The organism is Oceaniferula flava, assembly GCF_016811075.1.
GTDB classification, from domain to species: domain Bacteria; phylum Verrucomicrobiota; class Verrucomicrobiia; order Verrucomicrobiales; family Akkermansiaceae; genus Oceaniferula; species Oceaniferula flava.
This window is the reverse complement of the sequence record NZ_JAFBGL010000003.1, coordinates 215,458-229,017: the sequence shown is the minus strand read 5'-3', so window position 1 is coordinate 229,017 and position 13,560 is coordinate 215,458. Positions and strand designations below refer to the sequence as shown.

General features: G+C 56.1%; 13 protein-coding genes. 7 read left to right on the top strand and 6 right to left on the bottom strand.

Annotated elements, in window-relative coordinates:
- Positions 1 to 92 precede the first annotated feature (92 nt).
- The 5 genes from JO972_RS06300 to JO972_RS06280 form a co-directional block, all read right to left on the bottom strand.
- Positions 93 to 497, bottom strand: coding sequence for a hypothetical protein (locus JO972_RS06300; protein ID WP_309489166.1), 405 nt, complete (start codon positions 495 to 497; stop codon positions 93 to 95).
- 38 nt (positions 498 to 535) lie between these two features.
- Positions 536 to 928, bottom strand: coding sequence for a hypothetical protein (locus tag JO972_RS06295; RefSeq protein WP_309489165.1), 393 nt, complete (start codon positions 926 to 928; stop codon positions 536 to 538).
- A gap of 31 nt (positions 929 to 959) precedes the next feature.
- The gene (locus JO972_RS06290; RefSeq protein WP_309489164.1) at positions 960 to 1,427 is read right to left on the bottom strand and encodes a thiol-disulfide oxidoreductase DCC family protein; all 468 of its coding nucleotides are present in this window, start codon (positions 1,425 to 1,427) and stop codon (positions 960 to 962) included.
- Between the two features lie 110 nt (positions 1,428 to 1,537).
- A complete protein-coding gene (locus JO972_RS06285; protein ID WP_309489163.1) occupies positions 1,538 to 2,245 on the bottom strand; it encodes a YqjF family protein in 708 nt (235 codons plus the stop codon).
- An 84-nt stretch (positions 2,246 to 2,329) separates the two neighbouring features.
- On the bottom strand, positions 2,330 to 2,863 hold the full coding sequence (locus JO972_RS06280) for a GbsR/MarR family transcriptional regulator (protein ID WP_309489162.1): 534 nt from the start codon (positions 2,861 to 2,863) through the stop codon (positions 2,330 to 2,332).
- Positions 2,864 to 3,010: 147 nt separating this feature from the next.
- Between JO972_RS06280 and JO972_RS06275 the strand changes: the two genes are divergently transcribed.
- The 3 genes from JO972_RS06275 to JO972_RS06265 all read left to right on the top strand — a co-directional run bounded on the left by JO972_RS06275 (position 3,011) and on the right by JO972_RS06265 (position 7,573).
- Positions 3,011 to 4,411, top strand: a complete 1,401-nt coding sequence (locus tag JO972_RS06275; RefSeq protein WP_309489161.1) for an alkaline phosphatase D family protein — start codon at positions 3,011 to 3,013, stop codon at positions 4,409 to 4,411.
- 265 nt (positions 4,412 to 4,676) lie between these two features.
- Entirely contained in the window at positions 4,677 to 6,317 is a 1,641-nt protein-coding gene (locus JO972_RS06270; protein WP_309489160.1) for a hypothetical protein, read from the top strand.
- A 20-nt stretch (positions 6,318 to 6,337) separates the two neighbouring features.
- Entirely contained in the window at positions 6,338 to 7,573 is a 1,236-nt protein-coding gene (locus JO972_RS06265; protein ID WP_309489159.1) for an inner membrane CreD family protein, read from the top strand.
- Here the strand turns inward: JO972_RS06265 and JO972_RS06260 are convergent.
- On the bottom strand, positions 7,545 to 8,321 hold the full coding sequence (locus JO972_RS06260; protein ID WP_309489158.1) for a phosphodiester glycosidase family protein: 777 nt from the start codon (positions 8,319 to 8,321) through the stop codon (positions 7,545 to 7,547). The two genes, JO972_RS06265 and JO972_RS06260, sit on opposite strands and share 29 nt — an antisense overlap.
- A gap of 145 nt (positions 8,322 to 8,466) precedes the next feature.
- Between JO972_RS06260 and nuoD the strand changes: the two genes are divergently transcribed.
- The 4 genes from nuoD to JO972_RS06240 all read left to right on the top strand — a co-directional run bounded on the left by nuoD (position 8,467) and on the right by JO972_RS06240 (position 13,550).
- Positions 8,467 to 9,747 (top strand): NADH dehydrogenase (quinone) subunit D, encoded by a 1,281-nt coding sequence (nuoD, locus tag JO972_RS06255; protein ID WP_309489157.1) that lies wholly within the window; start codon positions 8,467 to 8,469, stop codon positions 9,745 to 9,747.
- A gap of 65 nt (positions 9,748 to 9,812) precedes the next feature.
- Entirely contained in the window at positions 9,813 to 10,346 is a 534-nt protein-coding gene (locus tag JO972_RS06250; RefSeq protein WP_309489156.1) for an NADH-quinone oxidoreductase subunit NuoE family protein, read from the top strand.
- A 32-nt stretch (positions 10,347 to 10,378) separates the two neighbouring features.
- Positions 10,379 to 11,773, top strand: a complete 1,395-nt coding sequence (nuoF, locus tag JO972_RS06245) for an NADH-quinone oxidoreductase subunit NuoF (RefSeq protein ID WP_309489155.1) — start codon at positions 10,379 to 10,381, stop codon at positions 11,771 to 11,773.
- Between the two features lie 25 nt (positions 11,774 to 11,798).
- Positions 11,799 to 13,550 carry an NADH-quinone oxidoreductase subunit G gene (locus JO972_RS06240; protein ID WP_309489154.1) on the top strand — a complete coding sequence of 584 codons (1,752 nt, stop codon included), beginning with the start codon at positions 11,799 to 11,801 and terminating at the stop codon, positions 13,548 to 13,550.
- Positions 13,551 to 13,560 lie beyond the last annotated feature (10 nt).

Here is a 13,560-nt window from a genome sequence, read left to right as displayed (position 1 = left end):
TAGGACAACTTTGTAAGCTGTCGGCTGGTTTGGTGAATAATTTGAGCTGAGGATGATTATTCCTTGGGTTGTCGGCAGGTTACAAACCTACCCTACTTTGGATTTACTTCTTTGTTCCACCCGGCGTAGGCGGGTGGCGTAGTGGGTGCGGTGTCGCAGTTTTTCCGCCCCAGGCGTGAGAACAGGTAGATGTTGAAAAAGTGCATGCCACCAAGGACCAGCATGACCACGCCGAGCTTGGCGCTGAGGGCTTCGAAGATGCCGCTGATGTTTTCCACGCGACTCTCGAGTTTCAGGTAGAGCGAGACAAATCCGAGGTTCACCAGATAGAAGCCCACCACCAACAGGTGATTGACGCTGTCGGCGAGGTTTTCATCGTTGTTCATGCTCTTGAGCAGGAAGACTCGCCCATTTTTATGCAGTGTCTTCGCCACCCAAATGGTGAGCGGAACGGCGATGACAAGGTAGGCGATGTAGGTAATGACGGTGTAGTTCATGGTATTGTTAGTTAGTGATTATCATAAATTTGTTAGGTTTAAATTTGAGGCGCTTTGTAGCCAGGGTCTTCGATGAAGAGTCGGCCAATACCACCAGCAACCCCACCAACAGTCATGGCGAGACAGCAGAAGCCAATATGTCCAATCAGCAAATAACCGGCTAAGAATCCGACGCAGGCACCGATAGGCCCGCCAACATACCACTCAAACAGGAAGCAATTGTTCGGAATCAATATGTAAAGAGGCAGGCAGACTATAAACCAAGCTCCTAGCACCACGAAAAATGAATAGATGCCAATGATAGTTAAATCACCTAGACTGCTCCATGCTGGAGCTGAGGCCAACATAAACACGGTGAGAATGATCATCATAACGATCCACCCCAAAGCCATGGCTAAAAAACTAGCGGCTACTTTACTTGTTGTTTTCATTGTCTTAATTCTAGTTTCTGAATGTCGATCATTAGATCAGCCCATCAGGAATGTTGTTGCAGGCTTCAGTGCATTCGTCCGTGGGCATGCGGTGCAGTTCGGCGGCGACCTCTTGGTCTTTTTTGCGGAAGAAAATCTTGCTGAGTTTGTGTCGGCGAGCGGCCAGGGCGTGGCAGGTTTTCTCAGCGAACGGTAGTAGTGTGGGGCTGGCGATGCGGCGGGCGATACCTTGGTATTTTTCGCAACTGAGCAGACAGAGCACCCAGCCTTCGGCTCCGCGATAGAGTTGGTGGTCGTGAGTGCGCACGATCATTTCACGCTCGGGTTCGAGTGCGTTGACGCCCGGGAACCACTCCTCAGCTTGTGGGTCTTGGTAGGCGATGAACCGCACTGGGAAGGCGCGTGTCTGCTGGTTGACCCACTCGTGGAAGGTGCAGCACATGCCGCAGCGGCCGTCGTAGTAGACTTCGATGGTTTGGATGTTAGGTGGTATTTTCATGGGGTTGGGTTTCTAGTTTTGACCGCGAATCTTGCGAATTGGGCGAATTTTTGCTTGGGTTGTTAGTTCATTTTGGGAACCACGGAAGGGACGGAATTTACGGAAGGTTGTTAGTTTCTTAGCTTTTTGGGTTTGGTGACTTGGACTTGGCTGCCGTCGGCGTAGAAGGTGCTGACTGGGGTGAGGGCATTGGCCCATTGTTGGCCGTAGACTTGGGCGATGTTGAGGTCGATGCGGGCGGCTGGACAGGGGTGGGTTTGCCAGGCGCGGTGGGTGACTTGGAATTCGCCGGTGGTGGTGTCGTTGATCTTTTTATAGGCCCAGTAGTGATCGATGATGTGCTCGGTAAGGCTGCCGGGGGCGGGCGTTTCGAGTTGGGTGTTGCGATCGATTTCCAGCTGTTGCAGCTCTCCCCCGTCGATCCATTGGTAGTTGAGAGTTTTGTCATCGCTGCCGCATGTCAGTGCGCGGATGTGGAAGTTTTCTTTGAAGATTTTGTTAGCGACCATGGCCGGGAGTCGGCAGGGCACGATCTCTTTGACGAATACCACCCCGCGTCGCCATGCCCCGTCCACTTTGCGACGCACGTAGAAGCGTAGGTTGATCTCGGCGAAGTCGCGGTAAAACGGCATGGGGATGCCGAGAATGCGGGTCTTTTGAAATTGGAAGGCGACCACGCTGACGTAGTGCTCGCCGTGAAAACCGTCGAGTTCCGTGCCAACAGGTAACTCGTCTTCCAATAAGCCAAGCGCAGCCGGGTCCACGCGGTAGTTGACTACCAGCAGGTTTTTCCAGTGAACATTGATGAAGGGTTTCATGAGTCGGTGAAGTTTGTATTTTCAGAAAATACTGAAAGTTTGTTTTATGCGGATTCGGGTGTTGGGTTCGGGCGGGCAATAGGATTAGCCCAGGACTTTGGCTGCGAGTTTCATCGCAGGGCCGTAGGAGAGCTTGCCGACTTTGCCGCCGACGTTGCGGGCGAAGCTGACGAATTGCTCCAATTCTTTTACCTGGTTGCGGAAGGCTTCGGCCTCGGTGCCCTTGAGGTCTTTAGTCTCCTGTTGGCAATCGCGCAGAAGCTCCAAAGCGGGGTCGATCTCGCGGCGTTGGCGTTCGCGCAGGATGATGGTGAAGATCTTCCAGACATCCTTTTCGGCCTCGAAGAATTCTTTACGCTCCCCTTTCCTAACGATGATACGGACCAGGCCCCAGCTCACCAGTTCCTTGAGGTTGGTGTGGGCATTGCCGCGGCTGATGGTGAGCTTTTCCATGACTTCATCGGTGCTCAAGGCATCGGTGCCGGTCATGAGGAGGGCATGGATCTGGGCCATGGTGCGGTTGATCCCCCATTGGCTGCCAAAGGCTCCCCACTGGGCGATGAATCCATCGCGGACTTCATCGAGCTTTGGGGTGGTGTTTTCCGTGTTGCCCTTCATCTCTTTCAGTAATTACTGAAAATACAGATTTTTACAAGTGTCTTTTTTGACTTTCTTCGGTGATCTCATTTAACCGCTCAGAAGATATGATCTTTCCAGTCGACGATGGTGGTTCTATGGTCGGTTCAATACCAAGTGCTTACCTCTATGATAATCCGGATTTTTCTAAGTTTACTTTTCTGCTGCACTCCCCTCCTTGCCGAGGAACTCCATCATCAGACATTGCCTAACGATAACCCCCGCATCACGCTGAGTCATTTTGCCTTTGGCTCCTGTTGGAAATCGTCGCACTCGCAGAAACACTGGCAGCCGATCGTTTCTAACAAACCACAACTCTGGCTGTGGCTTGGCGATAACATCTATGCCGATACCCATGACATGGGCGTGATGAAAAAGAAATACGCCGAGCTGGGGGCAACCACTGGCTACCGTCAACTCGCGGCCAGCTGTCCGGTTCTAGCGACTTGGGACGACCACGACTACGGCTGGAATGATGCCGGCAGTGAGTATCCGGAGCGCAAGGAGTCCGAGCAACTTTTCCTCGAGTTCTTCGATGAGCGACCCGATAGTCCACGGCGAAAGCGCGAGGGGGTCTATACCAGCTACTACTTTGGCGAGGGAGACAAGCGGGTGCAGTTAATTTTGTTAGATACTCGCTATTTCCGATCGGAACTGAAACGCATTGATGGAAAACCGCCCTACCGTCCCATGGGACGCTGGACACCTGACGAGTCGCCAGAGAAGACCATGTTAGGCGATGCTCAGTGGAAGTGGTTAGAAGGAGAGCTTCAGAAACCGGCCCGCATTCGCCTGATCGGCACGAGCATTCAGTTCGCCGCGCATCACACAGGCTATGAGGCCTGGAATAACCTCCCTCGCGAGCAGCAACGCTTGGTGGATTTGATCGTGAAGCATCGGGCGGAGGGTGTTGTTTTTCTGAGTGGTGATATTCACAGTGCCGAGCTCAATGTGATGGATCCTGAAAACTGCTACTCCTTGGTCGATTTCACCAGCAGCTCGCTGAACGTGCCACTCGGAGCCGCCCGCACCCGCCGCAGGGTGGGCCCCGGTTACGGTGGGGCGAATTTTGCGATGGTGGATATCGATTGGGAAGCCAAAGACCCGACCATCACGCTGGCAATCAAAGACACGAACAACGAAACCCGTTTACAACATCGCGTGCAGCTTTCGGAGCTAACATTCGACAAGACCAACCTCATCGCGCACGCAACTTACGAGAACTTGGCGGGGAAATGGGAAACCTTCTACGGTCCGCTCACACTTACCAAAAAAAGTGATGGCAAGTGGTCCGGCCACTGCGCGGATCGCAAGCTCTCGCTGAAGGAATCCTCCTACGGTCTCGAGGGGTCTTGGCAGGGAGAAAAACGCAGCGGCAAGGTGCGCTTCGAACTCACACGTGACGGGCAATTCCTCAGAGGCTCCTATTCCTACGAAGAGCTGCCACTACAGCTTGAGTGGTCGGGCTGGAAGATGGACTGGGAGAAATATTTCACCCGTGACGATTACCATTTACGCAGTAAGAACTAGCATCTCTTTCGGAGTGCGGAGATTGCAAATCACCGCTTTTGATACTCCGGTGAGGGTGAGGCTTGCTGTGCAGCTTGTGTGACCATCGAGGTTCATTGCTGTTCTTTGGAGAAAGGCGGTTGAGGGCGATTCCGTGTCGGAGGGAGAAAGGCCTCGCTCTAGAATCTAAAGCGGTGATTAAGATCTCCGCACTCCTTAAAGCTTCTAAGAATTTTCACCTTCGCTTCATCAGGATTTCACATGGCGCTGCCAGCTTGGCAGTGTCATGAAACGAACCACCACCCTTGTCCTCTTAGCCGTTGCTCTCACTTCGGCAGCGATCCCTTTGTCCGCGGCGCCTCCGGCCGAGACGGCACTCACCTCTGGCAAGGCCGAGCTGAATCTCTCCTATCAGAATCTTCGCCAGCTGATCGCGGATTTGAAAACCAAGGAGTACACGGAGAAGCCCGCCCCGCCGGTAGCGGCCACAATTCGATCCGCAGCCTACCAGTTTGACCTCAGTGCAAAATCTTCCGCCAAGGTCACGGCAACCTTTTCTGTCACCACGTTTGCCGATGGCTGGAGCTCCCTGCCCTTGGTCAGCGGACGGTATTCAATCGCATCCATCGAACCGGCAAGCAGCGTCCTAACACCTAACGATGGAAAGCTGGCCCTACTCACCCACGGAGCTGGAGAGCACAGTGTGACGGTTACGATGTTCGTGCCGGCTCTTCCCGATGGGAGTTTTAGTCTGGAAACGGTCGCCGCTGCGGCGGGGAGACTAAACTTGGTTTCGGCCGAGGGATACCAAGTGCAGGGAGCGGAGGCGTTGGGCGATGGTGGCTACGTTCTGCCATCCGGCGGTGGAAATGTTAGAATTGCAGCGAGTCGGAAAACCGAGACCATTGCCTCGACGTGGTCGGCCGACTCCCGGGTGCTCTACGTCGCGAAGAACAACGAGCTCCAGGCCGAAGCCCACCTCCAGCTCAATGCCAAGGAAGGCGACGCCGCCACCATGGCCGAGCTGCAGTTGCCGAAAAATGCCCGCGTCATTTCCTGCGAGGGCCCTGACTTATCCGGGTGGACGGAGACCAGTATGCAGCAGATCAAACTCCAGTGGAAAAGCCATGGCATCAATCGCCGTCGACTCATCCTGCACTACTCACTGCCCCTGCCCGATCCAGACGAAACCTGGACGCTGAACATCCCTCGGCTTGCCAACGATGGGGAAACGCGCGGCCAGCTCGCCATTGTCACCCCGGCCGAATTCCAGCTTACCCCGACTGAGCCGATGCCGCAGATCGAAGCCAGTATGGCGGCCGATTGGATGAAGTCGGAGGGCATCCCCCTAATCGTGAAATTGCCGAAGGCGCAAAACATCAGCTTCACCGGCAAGCGTCTCACCCAGATCCAGGCGGCGACCGCGACGATCAAAACCGCCCTTTTCAAAACCCAAATCGTGCCCGATGGATCCACGCTCACCGAGGGAGCGCTGACGATTTCCCACCGCGACCCGAAGCTCTGGTCGTTCACCCTACCTGCCGACAGCGAGATCCTAACATGTCAGATCGACGGCCGCGCGGCGAATCCCATCGTGCTCAGCGACGGCTCGCTGCAGCTCAGCCTGCCGGCCAAACAGTCGGCCAGCAAAGCTACCAGCGAAATCAAGCTCTCGTTCACCTCGAAGCTGGAAAAGGTGCAGCCGATCCGTGGCAAGCTCTCACTCGCGCTGCCCGCCACGCCCTTGTTCATCCACGAGCAGCACTGGCTGATCACGCTACCCGAAGCCTACGAAGCCAGCGCCGTGGATGGCAATCTGACCTTCTCCAACGGGAAGCAATCGGGCCGTGCCATCACTCTGGTCAAACGACTCTGCCGCAATCAGGCGGCGCAGGTCGATATCTTCTACCGCAAGCAAAGCAAGTAACTCAAACCCTCTAACAAATCATGAAAACGAACAGCATCAGCTTCAAACACATCCTCGCCATCGGCTTCATCCTCGGCGGCGCCACCGTCGCCTGGATGATCCTCGCCGGCACCCTCACTGCGCGAACTGGTCGCACCGATTCCAGCAATGCCAAAAGCGTGGCCGAGCTCTGGGGCCCCGCGCAAGGACAGGCGCACCCATCGGTTTGGTATCTCTCGCCGACGGGGAAATCCGGCAGGAAATACATCCAGCCCACCGCCAGCGATATCGCCATCAAGCTCGACTTCGACCCCAAGAAAAAAGGACTCGCATGGAACCGGACCTACAACGCGGACTTCACCGCCATCTACACCATCCCGAACCCCACACCGATCGAGCAGACCGTTTACATCTCCTTCCCCCTGCCCTCGGAAAACAGCAGCTTCAATGACTTCGAGTTCACCCTGGGCGAGAAGAAAAGCCAGCAGCAAACACCGCGCGGAGGTGTCATCGAAGAAGCCACGACCATCCCCGCCGGAGCTGAGGTTCAGCTGAAGATTGCCTATCAGAGCCGGGGAATCGATCGCTGGGTGTATCGGCTCGGCGAGATCGATCGGATCAGCAATTTCCACTTGGAAATGGATACCAGCTTCGCCGACATCGACTTTCCGGATGGAGCCAGTTCACCGACCGATCGAGGACCGGGCGAGACGGCCGACAGCTGGAAGCTCGAGTGGAACTACCCAGACGTGATCCACCCGCAAGACGTAGGCATGGACATGCCCAAGGTGCTGAACCCAGGCCCCGTGGCCGCACGGATGAGTTTCTTTGCGCCGGTCTCGCTGCTGTTTTTCTTCGCCGTCCTGCTCATCCTCGGCGCGGTCAAGGGCATCCACCTGCACCCGATGAATTACTTCTTCCTCGCCGCCGGATTTTTCGCCTTCCAGATCCTGTTCGCCTACCTCGTGGACCTGCTGTCGCTGCACATCTCCTTCGTCATCGCCTCGGTGGTCTCGCTGGTTCTGGTCGGCAGCTACGTGCGAGCGGCGGCTGGATCCTCGATGTTGAAAATCGCCCTACCCGCCCAGTTCGCCTACCTCGTGCTGTTCAGTTACAGCTTTTTCTTCGATGGACTGAGCGGCCTGACCATCACCATCGGAGCCATCGCCACCCTGGCGTTGCTGATGATCTACACCGCGAAAATCGACTGGGCCGACATCTTCGCCACCAAACCCCGCCGCCGCGCCGTCACTCCCCCAGCACCACCGGTTCAGTAACCACTAACATCGCCCCGAAGAGATTACTCTCCGTTTTCTCTTTGGGGTTCACCACCATTTGCGACAAATCACCATCGAGGAAGAGGGCGTTCTGGCATCCCAAATGGAGAAAAAAACGAGCGAGTCCGTGCAAATTCACCTCGCCCTCGCGGCCTGCGTGGAATTCCGTGATGGCAAACACGACACGCCCCTGCCGATCCACCCCCACCCCATTCCGGTGCAGCCGAGATTTCGATCCGCGGTTAAATGCAGGGTGTATGTTTCCCTGATGCAAGAGCAATGGCCCGGACTGCAAGGCCAGCCGGATAGGATAAGCGTGTGGCCCCTTCTTATGGCGGCGAACATACGCCGAGTACTGTGAAGAAGGCATGATCTCCGCTTGGCCCAAGTGCACGGCGAAAACTCCATTCGGCTTGAGGAAAAAGTTCCCCTTCCCTGGTTTCAAATTCAATGGCCTCAGAAGCTTACCTCCTTGCACGTGCAGGCCACTGGGAATACCGCCGGGTTCGAAAATCCCGGCATTAGCCATGAAAACTACCTTGCGCTTCTGACCGGAGTAATGCTTCTGCACGAGATCGAAGCTGCGCATCGGTTTACCGTCCGCCCCTTTCCACGCCAGCCGCAAACGCTTTGCCGGCACCTTGACGACCCGGTATTTCACCCCCTCGAACTCAAGCTTTTCTTGCTTGAGTGGTTTTTCAGCCAGAACAAAGCCCAAACCAAAGCAAATAAGCGCGCTGAATATCAAAAATCCTTTCACCCTTCAATGGATAGAGCGATTTTCAGGCCGTTACCAGCGATCATTTTGAGGGAAAGAATTGCGCTTGTGAAAAATTTCACAATCTCCTTGCTCATCGGGCATGATTACGGCACCTAGGTCTTGGCGAAATCTCATGAAGCAAACCGAATACAAGGCACCCGACACCGCGGCCAAAATCCAGGCCGGGCTCGACCCCAACCAGTCCTCTCATGCCGACGGCGATTACCAGGCTGAAGCCCAGGATTTACTGGGTGAAAAGATGGTTTTGAACATGGGACCATCCCACCCCGCCACCCACGGTGTGCTGCGCCTGGTGATGGAGCTTGATGGTGAGATCGTGACCAAGTGCGATCCGGATGTCGGCTACCTGCACCGCGGTGATGAGAAGATCGCGGAAAACATGCACTACAATCAGTTTGTGCCCTACACCGATCGTCTAGATTACCTTGCGCCGCTGGCCAACAACGTCGCCTACGCCTGTGCTGTTGAAAAACTCATGGGCTGGGAGCTGCCACCACGTGGTCAGGCCGTGCGCGTGATTTGCTGCGAGCTTTCTCGGATTGCATCGCACATGTTGGGAGTCGGTGTCTGCGCGATGGACGTCGGAGCCATGACCGTTTTCCTCTACACCTTCACCGAGCGTGAAAAAACCTACAACCTCTGCGAACAGCTGACGGGTGCCCGTTTCACCACGTCCTACACCCGGGTCGGTGGCCAAATCCGCGACATGCCGGACGGCTTCATCGGCCAGCTGGAAAAATTCCTCGACGAGTGCTCCACCAGCATCGACGAGATTTCCAAACTGCTCGATCGCAACAAGATCTACATGACCCGCATGTGCGACGTCGGCACCATCTCTGCCAAGGACGCCATTTCCTGGGGACTGACCGGCCCGAACCTGCGAGGCTCCGGCATCACCCGTGACCTGCGTAAGGACAACCCCTACCTCGGCTACGAGCAGTATGAGTTCGATATCCCCGTGGGTGAAAAGGGCGACTCCTACGATCGCTATCTCGTCCGTATGGAGGAGATGCGTCAGTCGATCAAGATCATCCGCCAAGTGCTCGCCACCCTGCCCGACGGCCCGGTGAACATCGCCGACAACAAAAACCTGCTGCCCGCCAAGGACAAAGTGCTGACCAGCATGGAAGAGCTGATCCACCACTTCATCGTCGCCACCCAAGGCATCGATGCTCCCGCTGGTGAAGTCTACTTCGGCGCGGAAAACCCGAAAGGTGAACTTGGCTTCTACATCAACTCCAAAGGCGGCGGTGTGCCGCACCGGATGAAGATCCGTTCCCCGTCCTTCGTCAACCTCTCCATCCTCGCCCACATGATGCCCGGCCACATGGTCTCCGACGTGCCAGCCATCCTAGGCTCCCTCGACTTCGTCATGGGTGAGTGTGACAGGTAGGTCATTGCCTCAGCTTTATCATCCCCAGCGAAATTCTGAAAAATTCTGTTAATTTTGTCTAAAAAATGGACACCGCCACTACCACTTTCCCACCCTTCGCCGCCTCACCTGAGATTGAGGCGCAGGCAGACGAGCGCATCAGCCACTATCCGGACGATCAAAAACGTTCCGCCGTGCTACCGCTGCTGCACATCATCCAACACAACTTTGGATTCATCAGCAAGGAGGCCACCGAGTGGGTTGCCCAGAAGCTGGGACTTGAGCCGATGCAGGTTTACGAAGTGGTTTCCTTCTACCCCGGTCTGCGTGAGCACGCACCCGGCAAGTTTCACTTCCGCGTTTGCCGCACCCTTTCCTGCGCCATGGCCGGCTCTGCCGAGCTGATGGACCGCATTTGTGAACTGACCGGAATCGATCGCTCGAACAGCGACTCGCACCACAATCCGATCGCGGTTTCACCCTGCGGCAAGTGGTCGGTCGAATTCGCCGAGTGCCTCGCATCTTGCGGCACCGGCCCCGTCTGCTTGGTGAACGATGATTTTCACGAAGCTGTGGCACCCGAAAAAGCTGAAGAACTCCTCAACCGCTACCAGGCGTAATCATAGGACCTATACGACCCATACGACCTATCATGTCCTCTATCCAATATCTCCCCGGCAAAGAGCCTGATCCACGCGAGCATCGCCTGATCTTCAAGAACATCGATCGTGTTGGCTGGGATCCGTCCATCGACTGCTATCTCAACAACGGCGGCTATGAGCAACTGAAAAAAGCCATCACCATGGAGCCCATCGCCATCACCAATGAGGTGAAGGCATCCGGACTGCGCGGCCGTGGCGGTGCCGGTTTCCCGACGGGTGTGAAGTGGGGATTTATTCCACCTAACAACACCAAGCCAGTTTATCTCATTTGCAACTGCGATGAATCCGAGCCAGGGACCTTCAAGGATCGCTACATTGTGCACCAGGATCCGCATCAACTGCTCGAGGGCATGATCATCTCCTGCTTCGCGGTGGGTGCCCACACCGCCTACATCTACATGCGCGAGGAATTCCCCGAGGCGGCGATCCTGATGGAAAAAGCCATCGAGGAAGCGCGCGAAAAGGGCTTTGTTGGTAAGGACGTGCTCGGTTCCGGTTTTGATCTGGAAATCTACGTGCATCGCGGCGCCGGTGCCTACATCTGCGGTGAAGAGACCGGCTTGATCGAATCGCTCGAAGGCAAACGCCCCTACCCACGGATCAAACCTCCCTATTTCCCTGCGGCACTCGGCCTTTACATGGCCCCGACCATCGTCAACAACGTCGAGTCTCTCTGCCACGTCAAACACATCATCGAGATGGGCGGCGAGGAATACGCCAAGCTGGGAGTTGCCCGCAACACCGGCACCCGCATCCTCTGCGTCTCCGGCGACGTCAAGAAACCCGGCTACTACGAAGTGGAGGTTGGAAAAATCACCATGGGCGAGCTGCTCAACGATGTTTGCGGCGGACCGAAAGACGGTCGCACCTTCAAAGCCTGCATCCCCGGCGGATCATCCGCCAAGATCCTACGCTGCGATGAGACTTTTAAAATCGGCAAAGGCGACGACGCCAAGGAGCTCTCCTTTTTCGACATCCCCATGGACTTCGACACCATTGCCGCCTGCGGATCGATGGCCGGCTCCGGTGGTGTGATCGTCATGGACGACTCCCGGAAAATGTCTTGGGTGCTCAATAACATCAACCACTTCTACGCCCACGAATCCTGTGGCCAGTGCACACCGTGCCGTGAGGGATCCATGTGGATGCGCAAGATTTCCGACCGCATCGTTGAAGGAAAAGCCACCCCCGAGGACGTGCAAACCTTGGAAGACGTCGCCTATCAGATCGATGGTCGCACCGTCTGCGCCTTCGGCGAAGCCTCCTCGTGGCCCGTCGAAGCGATGATCTCCAAGTTCCGCGACGAACTCACTTCTGAAACCTCAGAAGAAAACGAATACCTTTCAGAAGAAGCTCAGAAGCAGCTTAAATACATCAGCCAATAATGAGTCCTCGAGGACCTATATTATCATGAGTGATTCTAACACTACACAACTTCCCAAAGACCTCGCCGCTGAAAAGGGCCTGGTTAACGTGCAGATCGATGGCCACTGGATTCAGGTGCCGCGTGGCACGCGCATGATCGAAGCCTGCAAGATCGCAGAAAAGGAAGTGCCGCACTACTGCTACCACCCGAAGCTTTCCTCACCAGGAAACTGTCGGATGTGTCTGGTGCAAATGGGCATGCCGCCCCGCCCCGCTCCCGGCGAAGAGCCGAAGTATGGCGACGATGGATTCCAAGAAATCGGCTGGATGCCTCGTCCGGTCATCGCCTGCGCCAACACGGTCGGCGAGAACATGGGCATCCGCACCCAGGGTGAACTGGTGGAAAAATGCCGTGAAGGCGTGATGGAGTTCCTTCTCATCAACCACCCGCTCGACTGCCCAATCTGCGACCAGGCTGGCGAATGCCGACTGCAGGAGTTCTCCGTCGGTTACGGCAAAGGCCAATCACGCTTCAAGGAAGACAAAATCAAGAAGCCGAAGAATGTCAAAATCGGCCCCCGCATCCGCCTCGATGACGAGCGCTGCATCATGTGCTCACGCTGTATCCGTTTCATGGATGAAGTCGCCGATGAGCCGGTGTTAGGTTTCTCCGAGCGTGGCACGCACACCACCGTGGGGATTTTCCCCGGCAAGGAACTGACGAACAACTACGGCCTGAACACCGTGGACCTCTGCCCGGTGGGAGCCCTGACTTCGAACGATTTCCGTTTCCAAATGCGCACCTGGTTCCTCAAGGAAACCAGCAGCATCGACACCAACTGCGGCACCGGCGCGAACATCACCGTCTGGACCCGCGGAAACAAGATCTTCCGTATCACCCCACGTCAGAACGACGAGGTGAACTCCTGCTGGATGCCGGATTCGCATCGTCTGAACTACATCTGTCCCACCGATGAAGATCGTCTCACCGCCTGCCTGATCAAGGCCGACGGGATTCACGAAGAAACCTGCTGGGAGAATGCGCTCGAGGCCTCGGCCGATGCGCTGAAACAATTCGACGCCTCAGAGGTCGCCGTGATCGCCTCCGGTAAGCAGACCAACGAAGAACTCTTCATGATGCGCGCACTCGCTGCCGAACTCGGCACTGAGAACCTCAGCATCGTCGCCCGCGAAAAGGAGTCCGATGACATGCTGATCTCCTCGGATCGCAACCCTAACACCACCGGCGCCAAGCTGGTGCTGCAGGACGAATACCCGACCGGAAAACTCGACGGTATCCGCGTGGGAGTCAGCAACGGCAGCATCAAAGCCATTGTGGTCGCCTCGGAAAACCTGCTCGAAGAAGCCGGCTTCACTCAAGACGACCTCAACGCGCTCGAACTGCTGGTTTCCATCCACCACAGCGCCAATGCCACCGCCCAGGCAAGTGACATCGTGTTCCCCGGTGCCGGACCAGCCGAAAAACGCGGCAGCATGGTCAACGTCACAGGTCGATTGCAAAAGCTCAACGCCGCCTGCGTGCCTCCCGGCGATGCCCGCAGCGATTGGGAAATCATCCGCGACCTGGTGCTGGAACTCTCCGGCGAAGCCAGCTCGGAAGCCCCGCAAAGCATCGACGCCCTCTCCAAAGTCCTCGCCACCAGCATCCCTGAGTTCGAAGGCAAGCACATCACGGCAATCAGCGACCTGGGTGACCTTGTCACTGAAACCGGCGTTAGCATCCCACTGGTGCAACGCGAAGCCGAGCGCAAAGCAAACGGTGAAATCGTCGGCTAATTCATCAGTC